16 protein-coding genes are annotated in these 15,698 nt (G+C 64.9%); 4 read left to right on the forward strand and 12 right to left on the reverse strand.

What is annotated here, in order from left to right; translation table 11 throughout:
• Positions 1–43: 43 nt before the first annotated feature.
• The 3 genes from GYH29_RS15205 to GYH29_RS15215 form a co-directional block, all read right to left on the reverse strand.
• The gene (locus tag GYH29_RS15205) at positions 44–1,030 is read right to left on the reverse strand and encodes a DUF1176 domain-containing protein (protein WP_161524056.1); all 987 of its coding nucleotides are present in this window, start codon (positions 1,028–1,030) and stop codon (positions 44–46) included.
• An 81-nt stretch (positions 1,031–1,111) separates the two neighbouring features.
• Positions 1,112–1,483: a VOC family protein gene (locus tag GYH29_RS15210; protein ID WP_107731973.1), complete on the reverse strand. Its 372-nt coding sequence runs from the start codon at positions 1,481–1,483 to the stop codon at positions 1,112–1,114.
• A 79-nt stretch (positions 1,484–1,562) separates the two neighbouring features.
• Entirely contained in the window at positions 1,563–2,972 is a 1,410-nt protein-coding gene (locus tag GYH29_RS15215) for an MFS transporter (protein WP_161524057.1), read from the reverse strand.
• A 154-nt stretch (positions 2,973–3,126) separates the two neighbouring features.
• Between GYH29_RS15215 and GYH29_RS15220 the strand changes: the two genes are divergently transcribed.
• Positions 3,127–4,041 carry a LysR family transcriptional regulator gene (locus GYH29_RS15220; RefSeq protein ID WP_161524058.1) on the forward strand — a complete coding sequence of 305 codons (915 nt, stop codon included), beginning with the start codon at positions 3,127–3,129 and terminating at the stop codon, positions 4,039–4,041.
• Positions 4,042–4,053: 12 nt separating this feature from the next.
• Here the strand turns inward: GYH29_RS15220 and GYH29_RS15225 are convergent, their stop codons facing one another.
• The 5 genes from GYH29_RS15225 to GYH29_RS15245 all read right to left on the reverse strand — a co-directional run bounded on the left by GYH29_RS15225 (position 4,054) and on the right by GYH29_RS15245 (position 7,704).
• A complete protein-coding gene (locus tag GYH29_RS15225) occupies positions 4,054–4,833 on the reverse strand; it encodes a PhzF family phenazine biosynthesis protein (protein ID WP_118268056.1) in 780 nt (259 codons plus the stop codon).
• Positions 4,830–5,540, reverse strand: a complete 711-nt coding sequence (locus tag GYH29_RS15230) for a helix-turn-helix transcriptional regulator (protein WP_043590115.1) — start codon at positions 5,538–5,540, stop codon at positions 4,830–4,832. Before GYH29_RS15230 ends, GYH29_RS15225 begins: the two co-directional genes overlap by 4 nt.
• Positions 5,541–5,551: 11 nt before the next feature.
• The gene (locus GYH29_RS15235; protein WP_019101245.1) at positions 5,552–5,977 is read right to left on the reverse strand and encodes a DUF2000 domain-containing protein; all 426 of its coding nucleotides are present in this window, start codon (positions 5,975–5,977) and stop codon (positions 5,552–5,554) included.
• A complete protein-coding gene (locus tag GYH29_RS15240; RefSeq protein ID WP_019101246.1) occupies positions 5,970–6,515 on the reverse strand; it encodes a GNAT family N-acetyltransferase in 546 nt (181 codons plus the stop codon). Before GYH29_RS15240 ends, GYH29_RS15235 begins: the two co-directional genes overlap by 8 nt.
• A gap of 169 nt (positions 6,516–6,684) precedes the next feature.
• On the reverse strand, positions 6,685–7,704 hold the full coding sequence (locus GYH29_RS15245; protein WP_081575470.1) for a threonine aldolase family protein: 1,020 nt from the start codon (positions 7,702–7,704) through the stop codon (positions 6,685–6,687).
• Positions 7,705–7,953: 249 nt separating this feature from the next.
• Here GYH29_RS15245 and GYH29_RS15250 point away from each other — a divergent pair, with 249 nt between their 5' ends.
• The gene (locus GYH29_RS15250; protein ID WP_161524059.1) at positions 7,954–9,216 is read left to right on the forward strand and encodes a hypothetical protein; all 1,263 of its coding nucleotides are present in this window, start codon (positions 7,954–7,956) and stop codon (positions 9,214–9,216) included.
• A gap of 41 nt (positions 9,217–9,257) precedes the next feature.
• On the opposite strand, the gene GYH29_RS15255 is transcribed toward GYH29_RS15250, so the two are convergent.
• From GYH29_RS15255 to GYH29_RS15270, 4 genes are all read right to left on the reverse strand, one after another.
• Positions 9,258–10,202, reverse strand: a complete 945-nt coding sequence (locus GYH29_RS15255; protein ID WP_161524060.1) for an ornithine cyclodeaminase family protein — start codon at positions 10,200–10,202, stop codon at positions 9,258–9,260.
• Positions 10,199–11,164, reverse strand: coding sequence for a threonine/serine dehydratase (locus tag GYH29_RS15260; protein WP_019101250.1), 966 nt, complete (start codon positions 11,162–11,164; stop codon positions 10,199–10,201). Before GYH29_RS15260 ends, GYH29_RS15255 begins: the two co-directional genes overlap by 4 nt.
• Positions 11,161–11,766 (reverse strand): helix-turn-helix transcriptional regulator, encoded by a 606-nt coding sequence (locus GYH29_RS15265; protein WP_019101251.1) that lies wholly within the window; start codon positions 11,764–11,766, stop codon positions 11,161–11,163. The genes GYH29_RS15260 and GYH29_RS15265 overlap by 4 nt, the downstream gene beginning before the upstream one ends.
• A 167-nt stretch (positions 11,767–11,933) precedes the next feature.
• On the reverse strand, positions 11,934–13,373 hold the full coding sequence (locus GYH29_RS15270) for a PhoPQ-activated protein PqaA family protein (protein ID WP_161524061.1): 1,440 nt from the start codon (positions 13,371–13,373) through the stop codon (positions 11,934–11,936).
• 486 nt (positions 13,374–13,859) lie between these two features.
• On the opposite strand from GYH29_RS15270, the gene GYH29_RS15275 reads away from it, so the two are divergent.
• Positions 13,860–14,396, forward strand: coding sequence for an inclusion body family protein (locus GYH29_RS15275; protein ID WP_043590123.1), 537 nt, complete (start codon positions 13,860–13,862; stop codon positions 14,394–14,396).
• Between the two features lie 162 nt (positions 14,397–14,558).
• Positions 14,559–15,569 (forward strand): IS5 family transposase, encoded by a 1,011-nt coding sequence (locus tag GYH29_RS15280; protein ID WP_081551377.1) that lies wholly within the window; start codon positions 14,559–14,561, stop codon positions 15,567–15,569.
• The last annotated feature ends 129 nt before the right edge of the window (positions 15,570–15,698 follow it).

Below are 15,698 nucleotides of genomic sequence, written 5' to 3' on the forward strand. Positions count from 1 at the left end.
CGCTCTTGCGGGGCGCCGTTGGCCACGGCGGGCCCAAGCCCGCCTATTTCTGCCGCGTCACCCAGCTGCGCAGCGACACGCCGCCGGGAATGCCGCGGCACTGCGGCGCCTCGTCGGCGTGCATCAGTTCGAAGCCGCCGCCGGTCCAGGCCCAGGAGGCGCTGACATTGCAATCGTCTATGCCCCGCCCCTTGGCGTAGCTGCTGAGCACGCCCTGATTGAATTCGGCGTTCATTAAATAGGCGGCGTCGCCGTCGGCCAGCTTGGCCAGCGCCGGCCGATACGGCGGCTTGTCCCGGGCTATCCACACGCTGAAACCGCCCTGATAAGCGCCGCGGCCGCATTCGCGCAGCACCAGCACCTTGTCGGCGCTCAAGCGGTGAACGTCTATCCTCGGGTTCTCCGCGTCCGGCATGTCCTCCCAGCAGCCGCGCTCGCGCACCGCCTTGAGAATGGGCGCGGCCAGCGCGGCGTCGCCGGGCCGGGCCGCCGCCGGCACGGGTTTCAGCAAAGGCGCCGGCAAGGCCGGCGGCACCGAGGACTCCGGCTTCGCGCCCTTCCTCACCAGCGCGCCCGGCGTGCCCAGGCGGCCCTGGGCCTCGTCCATCTTCAGCAAGGCGGCCTTGAGGCCGGCCAGCGACAGCGTCCATTCCAGCTTGCCGTCGCTCAGGCCGATCTCGTCCGCGTTGAGCATGCGTGGCAGCAGCTGCGCCATCTGCGCGGCGCTCAAGCTCTGCTCGGTTTTCAAGCCGCTCAGTTTGAAATCGCCCAGCCGCAAGGTCAGCGGCCCTACCTTGCCGTCGTCGGCGTCAGCCGCGATCAACTCCCCGGTCAGCGGCGCATTGGGGCCGCCGTCGCGCTTGAGCAGCAGGCTGACCGGATTGTCGCCGTCCGCGGCCTGAGTGCCGTTGGCCTCGCAATGGCGGGTGTTGTCGCAGGCCACCGCCCAGTCCTTGTAGCTGTCCACCTTGGCCCAGGCCGCGGCGGGCAAGCTCAACGCCGCCAAGGCGGCCATGATGTGTATTCGCATGATTACCCTTAGTTTTATTTCAGGCCGGCCGCGCGGCAGCGAGGCCAGACCACCAAAGCGCCGCAGGCATGACGCAAACGCTCAATCCCGCTGGCACACCCGGATCCGGTGCCCGTCCGGGTCTTGCGCCAAGAAAGTGCGGCCGAAGACTTCGGTGCTGGGCCGCTCAGCGATACGCAGATCGGGGTCGTTCCGCCAAGCGTGGTACAGCTGGTCCACCGCCTCGCCGGATGCCAGCATGATACCGGTTTCGACGAATCTCGGAACATCGGCATAAGGTGCAGCCCCGCCGCTCCACAAGGCGAACAGCGCCTCGCCGCCGGCGCTGAAGGCGACGTAGCGCGGGCTGACGAACACCGGATCGGCGGCGAACAAACGGCGGTACAGCGCGGTGGAGCGCTGGATATCCGTCACATACAGCAATTGCAGATTGGGTTGGGGGGCCAAGGTCATGGCTTGTTCCTTTTCACTGAAATGCGGCTTGCGCCGTGGAAAAGAACCAGTCTGCCTGCCCCCTGCTGACAACGTGACGTCAGCAGGGGACGACTTTTCTGCGCGCGCGCGCCGACGCCAGCAGCGCGGCCAGCATCAGCGCCGCCGCCAGGCCGAAGGCGGCGCGCGTGCCGGCGGCCACTTGCGGCGGCGCGGCGACGGCGATGTCCGCGGCGCCGCTGGCCGCGGCGAACACCGCCCCCATCAAGGACGCGCCGCTGATCAAGCCCAGATTGCGCGACAGATTGAGCAGGCCGGACACCAGGCCGCGCTGCCGCGCCGCCGCGCCGGTCAGCGCCTGGGTGTTGTTGGCCGCCTGGAACAAGGCGTAGGCGGCAGTGATCAGCGCCAGCGGCAATAGATAGCCGGCCAGGCCCAGGCTGGACGGCAGCAGAGCCAGCGCCAGCGCGCCGGCGCCTATGCCCGCCAGACCGGCGCGCGCCATGGCTTCCGCGCCGTGGCGGTCCACCAGCCGCCCGGCCGGCACGCCGCTCAAGGCCACCACCAACGGCCCCGCCGACATCGCCAGGCCGACGCCGGCGGCGTCCAGCCCCAGGCCGCGCGCCAGGTGGAACGGGCCCACCACCAGGGTGGCCATCAGCACCGTGGACACCAGCGCATTGCAAAACAGGCCGGCGGCCAGCGCCGGATCGCACAACAAGACCAAGTTCAACATCGGCGCGGCGGCCCTGGACTCGGTCCGGACAAAAGCCGCGCAGCCGACGGCGGCCACCAGCAGCAAGACGGCGTTGAGCGCGCCGAAATGGCCGCGAGAATGGTCAAGCTTCAGGGTCACGGCCAGCGCGTAGGCGGCCAGGGTCAGCGCCAGCCAGCCGCTGCCGACAATGTCGAAACCGGCGCGCTCGGCAACGGAGCCGCGCGCCTCCGGCAACGCGCGCCAGGCCAGCGCGAAAACCAGCGCTCCCAACGGGAGCATGAGCCAGAACATCGCGCGCCAACCGAAGCCCGCGATCAGCGCGCCGCCCAGCGACGGCCCCAGCGCGGTGCCGACGGCGGACATGGCACCCAACAGTCCCATCGCCCGTCCCACTTTGTCGCTTGGCGCGATGTCGGCGACAAAAGCCATGCTCAGGGCCAGCATCAACGCCGCGCCGACGCCCTGCAAAGCGCGTCCGGCGATCAGCGCCCAAAACGCCGTGGCCGCGCCGCATCCGGCCGAGGCCGCGACGAACAGGCAGATGCCCGCCAACAACGCGCGTCGACGACCAAATTGATCTCCCAGCCGGCCTGCGTTGACGCTGGCCAGCGTGATCAGCAGCAGATAAGCCAACACTACCCATTGCGCCTGCTGGAAACTAACCCGGAAAGCAGCGGCCAGCGCCGGCAGGCCGACATTGGCGACGCTGCCGCCCAGAGACGCCAGCAGGATGGCCAGCGCCAGGCCAGCCAACGCGACGACGGAAGAAGAAGAGGATGGAGAAACAGGCATGACGGCGACTCCCAACCGCGTCCGGCCCCGAAACGCCGGGGCCGTCGACACGGACTCGACACAGGCTACGCCGCCGCCATAGCGGGCGGAAGACGCATGGTTTGCACTGAATAGTTGCGTTTGACGCCATGTATCCTTGTGCTAAGGTGAGGCCATGCCCATGCCCGACCTCAATCTGCTGATCACCCTGGACGCGCTGCTGAGCGAAGGCAGCGTGGCCCGCGCCGCGCGGCGCCTGCGGCTCAGCCCCTCCGCGATGAGCCGCGCGCTGGCGCGGCTGCGCGACGTCACCGGCGACCCGCTGCTGGTGCGCGCCGGCCGCGGCCTGACGCCGACGCCGCGCGCGTTAGAACTGCGCGAACGGGTGCACGCGCTGGTGCTGGACGCGGAAAGCGCGCTGCGCCCGGCCGGGACGCTGCGGCTGGACAGTTTGCAACGCAGCTTCACGCTGCGCTGCAGCGACGGTTTCGCCGAGAACTTCGGCCCGCGGCTATTGGAGCGGCTGCAAGGCGAGGCGCCGGGCGTGCGGCTGCACTTTCTGCCCAAGCACGACAAGGACAACGCGCCGCTGCGCGACGGCGCGGTGGATCTGGACACTGGAGTGGTGGGCCACGAAGCCGGGCCGGAGTTGCGGGTACGCATGCTGTTCCGCGACCGCTTCGTCGGCGCGGTGCGCGCCGGCCACCCGCTGGCGACCGGCGCCATCGACGCCGCCCGCTACGCCGCCGGCCGCCATGTGATGGTGGCCCGCCGCGGCGGACTGCTTGGGCCGGTGGATGAAGCGCTGAGCGCGCAAGGTCTGAGCCGCGATGTCGCGGTTACCGTGGGCGGCTTCGCCACCGCGCTGGCGCTGGCCAGCGCCAGCGACCTGATCGCCACCGTGCCGGAACGTCACACCGGCCGTCTGCGCGCCGGCCTACACAGTTTCGCGTTGCCGCTGACGGTGGCGGAGATCACCATCTCCATGATCTGGCATCCTCGGCTGGACGCGGACCCTGCGCAGCAATGGCTGCGCGCCTGCGTCAAGGCGGTGTGCGACGAGCAGTTGGCGGCGGAAGCCGCCGTGTGAAACACGCCGTGCCTAAATGTAAATCTCGCCCTTCAGATACAGCCTCGCCTGCCCCAGCAAAGCCACTTCCTCGCCTTCCACCCGACACTCCAGGCTGCCGCGGCGCGCGCCGCCCTGGCGCGCCAGCAGCCGGGTCTTGCCCAGTACCCCGGCCCAATACGGGGCTAGCCAGCAGTGCGCCGAGCCTGTAACCGGATCTTCGTCGACCCCCACGCCGGGCCCAAACCAGCGGCTGACAAAATCGCAGTCCTCGCCGCGCGCGGTAACCGCCACCCCGCGCTTGGGAAAACCACGCAGCCGCTGAAAATCCGGGCGCAGTTCCGCCAGCCTCGCCGCGTCGTCCAACACCACGATGTAGTCGTCGGCGGCCAGCACCTGGCCGGCGTCCAGGCCCAGCGCCGCCAGCAGGCCGGCCGGCTCGGCGCAGGGCCGCGGCGTCACCGCCGGGAAGCGCAGCTCGATGCGCTCGCCATCGCGCCGCGCGCTCAGCTCGCCGCTGCGGGTCTGGAAAGCGATGCGCTCGCCGCGCCAGCCCAGCTCATGGAACAAGACCCAGGCGCTGGCCAGAGTGGCGTGGCCGCACAAGTCCACCTCGGTGGCGGGCGTGAACCAGCGCAACGCCATCCGCTCGCCGTCCGCCACTAGGAAGGCGGTTTCGGACAGATTGTTTTCCATGGCGATGGCTTGCAGCGTGGCGTCCGGCAGCCAGGCCGGCAACGGGCACACCGCCGCCGGGTTGCCGTGGAATACCGCATCGCAGAACGCGTCCACCTGATAGATTGGAAGCTTCATGTCTCGTCCCCCTTCCCCGCGCCGCGAATTTCGTCCAGATAGTTGTAGATGGTGTAGCGGCTGACGCCCAAGGCCTCGGCCGCGCGCTCCACCCCGCCTTTGACGATGAACAGGCCCTGCTCCAGCATCTGCGCCACCGCCTGCTTCTTGTCCGCCTTCTTCATCCGCGCCAGCGGCTTGCCGTCCAGCGCTTGAGCGATGATGTCCCGCATCGCCTCGTCCATGGCCGGCGGCTCCGGCGCTGTCCGCGGCGGCGGCGGCGCGCGGCCCACCAGCGTCTGCAGGCAGGCCAGCGCCGCTTCCAGCTGGCTGCGATCGCTGTTCAGACACAGCGCGGCGAAGGGTTCGCCGGCGGTGGTCTTGAAAACGGCGCTGGCGGAGAGCAGCCGCCGGCCGTCGCGGCTCAGCGTGTGGTAGCCGGACACCAACGCCGGCTCGGCCCCGCCCTGACGCATGGCCTGCTCGATGGCGGCAAAGCCCCGGTCCCCGGCCGGGCCACCCAGAATGGCGTCGCCTAGCCGGCGGCCGGACACATGGCCGTTCTCGATGGAAACGATGGAACATTCCGGCCGGCTCAGATCATGCAGCACCACTTCTGTGTGCGCGTCCACCATGGTGCCCGCCAACTTGACCACGGCGCTCAGCGCACGCAACACGGCCTGTTTTTCCGCCTGGGCCGAATCGGTCTCCCGCTTCGAGTCTTCCATGCAAGCTCCCGTCAACGGTAAAGGCTGAACTTGCGCGTCAGCGCCCCCAACTCCGCCTCGGAGCCGCACAAGGCCACGCCCCAGTATTCCAGCGCGGCCGCCGGGGTGGCCGCGGTGCGGCGCAGCTGTTCTGCGCTGCCGCCCTCTCCCATGGTGTCGGTGAAATCCACGCAGGCCACGCCCGCCTCGGCCGCGGCCTGACGCAGCTGGGCCAATTTGGAGGAGTTGTCGGCGCGCAGCACAATGAAGGGGTCGGCCGAGATCGCCGGGTGCACGCCACCATCGGCGTCCACATAATCCACGTGGTTTATCGCCGCGTCGGCGCGCCGCAGCCGGCAGGCCAGGGCCAGCGCCAGATGGCCCAACACATTCATCGCCCGGCCCGGCTCCAGCCGCTTGTGGATCACCGCCACGTATTTGCGTTCCGCCTCACTCATCGCCGCCCTCCTCCGCCTCATGCTCGGCGCGCAAGATGGCGTAATTGGCCAGCGACAGATAGCGGCCGTCTTTCCATTCGCACTCGCGGCTGACGCCTTCCAGGGTAAAGCCCGCGTTTTGCAACAGCTTGCGAGAGCCCAGATTGTCCACCTCCACTTGCGCGTAAACGCGGTTGAGCGGGAAGCGACGATAGGCCAGCCCCAGAAAACCGCGCAGGGCTTCTTGCATATAGCCGCGCCCCCAGTGTTCCGGCAGCAGCCAATAACCCAGTTCGCCGCAATGGTGCTGCTCAGACCAAGAGCTGATGCCCACCGCACCCAAGAAGCGCCGGCCCTCCAGCGTTTCCAGCGCCAGCCACAAACCGCTGCCGTCGGCGCGGATATCGTCGAACCAGCGCATCTGCGCGCGGCAGTCCTCCTCGCTGGCGTAATGGATGCCGTAATGCTTGATCACCTCCGGGTGCGACAGCCCGTAAAACACATTGGGCAAATCCTCGGCGCGAAATTCACGCAGCGCCAGCCGCTCCAATTGCAACATCGTTTCCCTTTCATGCCAGCGGCCCAAGCGCGAATCTCTCCGGGCTTGGGCCGCCTAAATTCAACAATATGTTGAAATTTACATTTTTAGTTGAAACATTGCAAGAGCGGCTCCACACCGTACACCGCGTCGCGCAGACTGGCCGGGAAGCCACGATGTCGGCGGCCGATCACAGGCTGGCGCGAATGATGTCCGCCGCCCGCTCCAGCTCCCGCCGCGTCACCAGGCTGCTGCAAGTGAAGCGCAGCAGGTCCGGCTTCCAAGCCAGCGCCATCACGCCCCGCGCCGCCAGCCGCGCCGCAACGCCCTTGGCGTCCGTCGCCTCGATGAACACCATATTGGTCTCCACCGGGTATTTCAGCCGCGCCGCCTCGCCCAGCCTGCGCCCTAGCCATTCGGCATTATCATTGTCCTGCTGCGTCACTCGCTGCCAGTGCCCCATCTTGTCCAGCGCCACGCCGGCCATCAAGCCAGACTGATGCAGACAGCCGCCATGCCATTTTCGGAATACCCTGGCGGCCTCTATTTTTTCCGCCGGGCCGGCCAGGATGGAGCCGAACGGCGCGCCCACGCCCTTGGAGAAGCAAAAGTTCAGCATGTCCGCCGGCCGCACGTAGCGCGCCGGCGGCATATCCAGCCGGGTGCAGGCGTTGAGCACCCGCGCGCCGTCCAGGTACAGGCTCAGGTCCATTTCGTCGCACAGCGCGCGCATGCGCCTCATCTCTTCCACCGGATAAACAATGCCGCCGTAGCTGTTAATGCTGCTTTCTATCGCCACCACCTTGGGCGCAGCATAGAGCTTGGACCAGCGCGCCTTGGCCTGGATGGCGATGCGCGCATCGGCGGCGGTGAGAATGCCGTCCGCGCTATGGTAGGGGTTCAGCACCAGACCGCTGTTGACGCTGACCGCAGAGGATTCGAAGAAGTTGATGTGATAGCCCACCTCGGTGACGACTTCGTCTCCGGGCGCGGCCAGACAGCGCAGCCCTACCTGGTTGCTCATGGTGCCGGAGGGCATGAACAGCGCCGCCTCCTTGCCGAACAGCTCGGCGCAGTACGCCTCGAGCTCGCGCACATAGCGGTCTTCGCCGTAACAGTCGTCGCCGATCTTGGCGAAGTCCAGCGTCTCCACGTCGCTTTTGCAGATCCGCGTCAAGGTGTCGCTTCTCAAATCGATGATGTCCGGCATGTCTGGTCCCGTTCCTGAAGGTCGGTTGGAGGATGCGGCAAGGGAAGCGTCCGACAAGCGGCGGCGAGGACAAGCTTGCGCCTTGGCGTGCAGATGAAATGCGAGGCAAATGCTAGGGGCCGGCCATCAATGATTCAACACGACTTTCGATAAGGTAGCCGCCGGCCGGCGGGCTAGTTATTCGTACGGAGTGCGATTTTACGCTGGGGAACTACCATGGTAGCCACAGCGCCAGCCAACGAGGCCGCCATGAAAAACCTGAAATATCACAGCTTGTGGATAGGCCTGCTATTGCTGGACATCGCCGCGCTGTACTGGCTGCCGCGGCTGATAAAACCGCCGTTCTCCCTTTCCCAGCATGCCAGCCATTTCGTGCTGGGCCTGTTGACCACGGCTCTGGCGGCCGCGCCCTTGATACGCTTTCTGGTGATCGGCTGGGGCGCCCGCTACGAGGAGTTCCGCAACCGCCTCAACAACGGCGCGCTGATCTATTACCTGCGCCAATTCTGGCAGCCGCGCACCGACAAGCACCCGCAGTTGAACACCTGGCCGCTGCCGGAAAACGAAGAAGTGGAAGCCGCCGCCGAGCAACTGTTCGAGCAGATCTACCGCGAGCACTACGGCCGCGCCGCCTTTCTCACACCGATGGCGCTGATGCTGATCGCCATCCTTTGCATGAGCATGCTTTACCTGCTCGCCGCCAACGAACAGCTGGTCACGCCCTTCAGCACGCAGATCGTCTGCGCCGCCATCGCCGGCGCCTATCTGTTCGTGGTCAGCGACATGGTGCTGAGCGTGCGCAAGCGCAGCCTCAACGTGGCGGACGTGTACTGGTACGCGCTGCGCATGATGCTGGCCATTCCCATCGGCGCGGCCGTCAGCGCCGCAGGGTCCGCCGAGGCCGCTTCCGCCGCGCAGACCGTGTCCGCCTTCGCCGTCGGCGCCTTTCCGATGGACACCCTGTTCAAGCTGTTGCGCCGGCTGGTGACGCTGAACCTGAACGCCAAGGAACAAGCTCAGGAAAACGACCAGTTGATCCAGCTGGAAGGCGTGACCGCCAATATCTCCGCCACGCTGGCGGCCGAGGGCGTCAACTCCATAGAACAATTGGTGTGCATAGACCCGGTACTGCTCTCCATCCGCACCGGCTTTCCGTTCAAATTCGTGCTGAGGCTGGGCTCGCAGGCCATCGTCTGGCGGCACTTTGGCCAGCACGCCGCCGCCCTGTCCGCCATGGGGCTGGCGGACGCGCCCGCCATCGTCACCCTGAACGAGATGCTGAAAAAAGAACCCGGCTCGGCGCTGCGCCAGCAGGCGGACAATGTGGTCGCCGACATCGTCGCCCGGCTGCAAGCCAAGGACGGCGTCGCACTCTCTGCCGACACCGTCAAATTCAACTTCCGCCAAATAGGCAAGGAAAACTACACCCGCTTCCTGATGGCGGCGCAAAAACAGGGGGGCCACGCCCGGCCGCCGCTACGGCCGGTGCACGGTTTCCCGCATGCGGCCTGAGAACCTGTTCATGGTCTGCTGGGCGTCGGCGATACGGCGTCTCAGGCCTCAGCCTCCAGCACGCATTTGGCGATCTGCGCGTCCTGCACCGCCAGCCCGGTCAGGTCCGCCAAGGTAATCTCATCCTCGCTTTGCCGGCCCGGCCGCTCTCCGGCCAGCACCTGGCCCAGCTCCGTCAAGCGTTCGCGCTCCAGCAGGCCGGCGGCCAGCGCGTGTGACACTTCGCCGTAAGCCGCGCACTGGGCGACGGAATCCACCACCACACGGTCCGCGCCGGCCACCAGCTCCACCGCCAACTCCTGCTTGCCGACGGCGTCCGCGCCCACCGCGGTGACATGGGTGCCGGGCTTCAGCCAGCCGGCTTGCAGAATGGGCCGGGTGGACGGCGTGCAGGTGACGATCAATTGGCAGGCGCGCGCCAGCGGCTCCGCGTCCAGCGTGGTCCGCAGCCGGTAGCCCAGCGGCTCGAACTCGGCGGCGAAGGCCGCCAGCTCGGTCTCGGAACGTCCCCACACCCACACATCGCGACACGGCGTCGCCGCCTGCAAGGCGCGTAATTGCAAGCGCGCCTGCAAGCCGGTGCCGACAACCCCTATCGCCGCCACCCGGCGCGGCGCCAAAACCCGCGCCGCCAGCCTGCCGGCCAGCGCGGTGCGCCAGGCGGTGAGCCAGCCCTCGTCCCGCAACAGCGCCAGCGGCGCGCCGGTGCGGGCGCAGAAGCACAGCACCAGGCCCTGATTGCTGGGCAGGCCGCGCTTGGAATTATCGTAAAAGCCGGACGACACCTTGACCGCGAACAGGCTCTCGCCCTCCACATAGCCGGACTTCACGCAGCAATCGCCGTTGGCCTCGGCAAAAGCGAAATGCTGTACCGGCGGCAACTGCGCGCGCCCGGCGGAATAAGCGATGAAGCCCTGGCGCAGCAGCGCCTCCGCCCGCTCCAGATCCAGCCGCGCCAGAATCTCGTCCTTGTCCAGCGTCCTCATGCCGCCACCGCGCTCAGGAACTTGTCCAGCACAATATTGCGGCCGCACAGCACCACCGCCACCTTCTTGCCCTGATAACGTGGCGCCAATTGCAGCAAACCCGCCAGCGCCACCCCGGCCGCGCCCTCCACCATCCAGCGCTCGGTTTGCGCCAGCAGCCGCAGCGCCGCGCGGATATCCGCCTCGCTGACCAGCGCGCCATGGCGGATCACGGCCCGGCACAGCTCGAAAGTCACCGCGCCCGGCTCCACCCCGCCGGCGGTGCCGTCGGACAAAGTCTCGCCCTCATCCACCTCGACGATGCGGCCGGCTTGCAGGCTGGCGTGCATGGTGGCAGCCGTCTCCGGCCAGCAGCCCACCATTTCCACATCCGGCGCCAAACGACGCATGGCCGCGCCGATGCCGGAAATCAACCCGCCGCCGCCCACGGAGACGAAAACCGCGTCCAGCTCCGGGCATTGCTCCGCCAGCTCCATGCCCACCGTACCCTGGCCCGCCACCACTTCCAGATCGTTGTAGGGCGACACAAACGGCAGGCCCGCCCGCCGCGCCGCGTCCCCGGCGGCCAGCTCCGCCGCCAGCGCGTCGCCGTCCACCAGCTCCAGGTCCGCGCCCAAAGCGCGGATGGCGTCCAGCTTCACCGCGGCGGCGGACGCCGGCGCGTATACCGTCACCGGCACACCCAACAAGCGGCCGGCCAACGCCACCGCTTGGCCGTGATTGCCGGTGGACGCGGCGAGCACCCCGTCCCGCCGCGCCGCCGGGTCCAACAGCCGCAGCTTGTTGCTGGCGCCACGGAACTTGAACGAGCCGGTGCGCTGCAGATGCTCGCACTTCAGATACACCTCGCAGCCGGTCAAGGCGGACAGGGCCGGGCTGTGCTCCAACGGCGTGACCGGCGCCTGCGGGCGGATGGCCTGGTGGGCGGCGGCGATGTCGTCAAACAGGGAATCCAGTTTCATGCTTGCTCCTTTAGCTCTTTCAAATGCTTGAAAACCGTGGCGCGGCCCATGCCCAGCACGTTGGCCACATAGTTTGCGGCGTTCTTGCCGCGAAAAGCGCCCTCGTGCAGCAACGCCTCCACCAGCTCGCGCTTGTGCTCGCGGTTGAGAATGGACAGGCTGAGCTGGCGCTGTTGCAGCCAGCCGTGGATGAAGCGGTTGATGCGCTCCTGCCAGTCGTCCTCGAACAACACCGCCGGCTGCGCCACCAGCCTGCTGCCGGACAGGAACAAGTCCAGCGCCGCCCGCGCGCCCTCGAACACCGAGATATCCAGGTTCACGCACATCATTCCAAGCGCGGCCCCGGCGTCGTCGCGCAGCACCACGCTGATGGATCGCAGTTTGCGGCCATCCCAGTTCAGCTTTTCGTAAGGGCCGATCACCGTCGCGTCCGGCGTGTTTTCCAGTTCGTCCAGGCCGGAATCGTCGCCCAGCTCGCGCTTGGAAAAATTATTGGCGATATAGGCCACGGACTGGGTGGCCAGGTCGTGCAACACCACCTCGGCGTAGGGATAGAACAAGGTGGCGATGGCGTCGGCGATGGACTGGTAACGGGATAGCATGGCGGCACTCACATTGGATCAATGAATCCATCGTAGACTTTACAATCCATAATGTAAACAAAAAAGTCCACTTTGGACTAAAAAATACAAAACAAGAGCAAAATAAAAGCCGGCTCAGCCGGCTTAGGGATCAGGCGCAGGCGGTCAAACCGCCCGCCCAAACGCCTTCAGCGCCCCAATTGCAAACGCGGCGCGCCAAATGGCACCGGCTCACCGCTGGGATAGGCGTGCGGCCACACCAGCGGCGGCGTGCTCCAAGCGAAATCCTGACCCTCGAACTCAATGAAGTAAGCCTGCCAGCCCGGCAGCGAAGCGTCCGGCTTGAACTCGAAGCGACAACTGCCGCGTCGGCACTGGCCCTCAATCGGCTTGGGCTGATAACGGATGCCGGAATTGAAACGGAAATCCCGGCTCTTGGGATTATGCGCCAGCCACAACGTGGCCTTGCCCGCTTCCCGCCCCGTCACGCTGACGCGCAAGCGGCCGCTGGCCGGGTCCGCATCCACCTGGGCCTGCGGCATGGGCTTGCCGGCCAGCCAACGGCGCATGAACTGCCGCAAGGCCTTGCCGATCTGATCACCCTTCACATAGTGCGACTGGTTGGGCAGATAGCGCAGCTGCGTGGGGCCGGTGAAAGCCGGTAGATAGCTCCAGGCGGAATCCGGCACCGCGAAATCGTCGCCGGAGGCGGAAATCATGTACTTGCTCAAGCGCGCCATGCTAGCGCGGTAATTGACCACGTCTTCAAACTTCAACAAGGCGTCCAGGCCGGCCCCGCCCTGCAAAACGTCTTCGGTGATGCCGTTGCGCTGATAATCGCGCAGCGCCACCGGCCACTGCTGACCGTAGCTGTTGTAAACATGGGTGAAGTTGTCGCGCACGTTCCAGAAATCCGCCACCACCGGCACGATGGCGCCCACCCGCTTGTCGTTCAAGCCGGCCAGCCAGGTGGCCCAGCCGCGCTTGGACGCGCCGGCCACCACGAAACGCTCGCTGCCCGGCAGGCTGCGCTGCAAGGCGTCCATCGTCGCGCTCACCGCCTGCGTCATAGGCAGATGCAGGGAGCTGAAGCGTTCCGCCTGCGGCTGATCCACCGTCTTGCGCCAGGTATAGGCCACCAGCGCGTCTTCGCGGCCGGTGGGCTGCTCGTCCAGCTGCAATTCCTGATTGGGCACGAAATACAGCTCGGCCACCGGCACGCCCAGATCGCGTGCCAGCGCCTCCGCCGGCAAGCGGTCCGGCAGCTTGGGCGGCTGCGCGTGATTGCTGCCGCCGTTGACGTACAGCAACACCGGCGCGCCCGGCTTGCGCTTCAAGGGCAGGACCAGCTTGTACTGCTGCTCCCACAGCGGCGCGTTGCTGACAATGCCGCTGCCGGCTCCCGGCCATTGCTGCGACACCATCCGGTACATCCGCACCTCCACTCCGTCCTCCACCACAGAGCTGAGCAGCTCGGCCGGCTGCTGGCTGGCCTTGGCCTGTTGCAAATAGTCGGCCACTACGCTGGATGCGGGCTGAACCGGCAAGGACTTGGCCGGCGCGACAGCGGGCCATGACAAGCACAGCGCGGCGCAGGCGCGCAGCGCGAGGGGGAGAGAAATGTTCATCGGCGGAATGTATTAATTGTTAGAGAGTGGGTGCTAGATTTTGCAACAAATTAGTACAAAAACTCAAGAAAAACCACGTTCGCTCCCTCCCTTGTCGCTTGGCGAGTCGGCCGGGTCGAACTCATTGAAAATAAATCATCGCAATGCACACACGCCTCCCATTTAATTGCGGCTAACAATTCAGCCTTACATTCAAAAAAAACACATCAGCACAACCATGCAAAGACTGAGTGTCACAACCAAGTTTCTAGGCAACTAAAGTCAAAATTACGCGCCGCTCCGGATACGAAACAAGTCAGCCGAAGCAACTCCATATTGATATTTTCACCAAGCTCACCAGACTGGCATTTAGGATGGTTTTTTTGAACCTCCCTTGTAAAAATAAAACTACACCTCTAAAAACAAACAGCTGTGTAAAGCCCTCCTCTACGCAACAACTCATTCACTTTCCTTTTGGCAAGTTTTGCCATTTTAAGGAGCAGCGATATGGAACTTTTTTCTTCTTCCGGTTTTGTATATATCAATATGATTGTTGATACTGAAGCCATTATTGATCGATATAAAAACCCCAGCACGGTGGAACAAAGCCCCACCATGGTCAACGACACCTCTTTATTTTATTTTGTTGCCACCAAGGGCAACACCATAACTGGCTCCGGTACTGGAAATTTGAAAATCAGCGCCACGGTAGGAGATGGAGTACGCTGGGCCGGCGTTTCCGAATCGAACAACTTCGAAAACAGCGTGATGGTGTACAAAATTCAACACCAAAGCGGTCAAGAAGTTATGAGCGACGCTAAATTCATGGTTTACACCAAGGAAGCAGCCGTCCCAGCCAGCAATAAAGAGCCATTTCCGCCCAAAAGCAAAGACCAAGCTTATTGGTTCATGAGTGCTGAAATCATAGATAAAGGCACGGAAAACTATACAGTGCATTTTGCCGTATTCAATCGCCCTAAAAATGGACCGCAAACACTTTACGGCTACTTCAAATGGGATCCCGCCATTGAAGTTAAAGGCTAAGCTCGGCAGTCATTAAAACCAATCCGGGGGCCTACATGGCCACCCGGATTGCCGAAATCAAACCAACAACGGCCGCGAAACCCGGCGCGCCGGCCTGTTGGGGACTTCCAGAAACCTCCCGTTCTGGCATGATCTGACCTGCCCCCTGACCGAGACACACCCATGAAGAGCCTGTTCGCCGCCGAAGAACGTGAAAGCAAACTGTCCAAGCTAGGAGACCCGCTGACATCGCTGAATCAGCATGTCGACTTTGCCGGGCTGGCTGCCAGCGTCGACCGGGCATTGCCGAGGCCACACCGCTACTTTGGCGGCAGACCGCCATATCCCACTGAACTGATGATCCGGCTCCTAGTGATCCAGCAGTTGTTCAACCTGTCCGATGCCCAGCTTGAATTCCAGGTGCTCGACCGAACCAGCTTCCAGCGTTTCCTGGGTATCCGCGACAGCGGAAAGGTGCCAGATCGAAATACGGTGTGGGCCTTCCGCGAGCGGCTTGCGCAGGCGGGGTTAGGTGCAAGCCTGTTTGACGAGGTGAACCGCCAGTTGCATGCCGAAGGCTATCTGGCACGCTGCGGCCAGATCATTGATGCCACCTTGGTGCCAGTGCCGACCCAGCGCAACGGGCGGACCGAGAACGCCCAGATCAAGCAGGGGGAAACGCCGGAAGAATGGTCGGCCAAAAAGCTCGCGCACAAGGATGTCGACGCTCGCTGGACCGAGAAACATGGCAAGCAGACCTTCGGCTACAAGCTATCGGTATCGACCGACTGCCGCTACAAACTGATCCGTACCGCGCACGTCAGCCCGGCCAACGAAGGCGACCAGACCCACCTGTTGAAGGTGCTCGATTGGAACAATACCAGCCGCGCCATGTATGCCGATCGTGGCTACACGGCGCTGGATATTCTCAAGGTGTGTGGTTGGCGGCAACACATCCAGCGCCGCGCCAAGCCGAAACAGGCCCTCTCCGAAACGCAGGTCGGTCGTAACCGGCGTATTGCCAAGATCCGTGCACGCGGAGAGCACCCGTTCGCCGGTCTACGCGCCTTGGGTGGCAAATTCCTGCGCTGCGTTGGCTTGCCGCGCGCGACCTTGCAACTGCACCTCAAGGTGCTGACCTATAACCTGAAGCGGATGTGCTGGCTGAAAAGCAAAGGGGTGGGGGTATTTTGACGCCCGAGGTGCGTCCGGAGTCTGCGAAATACGGGCTCCGGGCGCAAAAACAGCAGCTTCAGCGACGCTGGCTGCGTCAAGTTGCTGAAAATTTTATCTGTGTGAGGGCATGCTTGGTTTTTGATTGCC

Source organism: Chromobacterium haemolyticum, assembly GCF_009936155.1.
GTDB lineage: Bacteria > Pseudomonadota > Gammaproteobacteria > Burkholderiales > Chromobacteriaceae > Chromobacterium > Chromobacterium haemolyticum.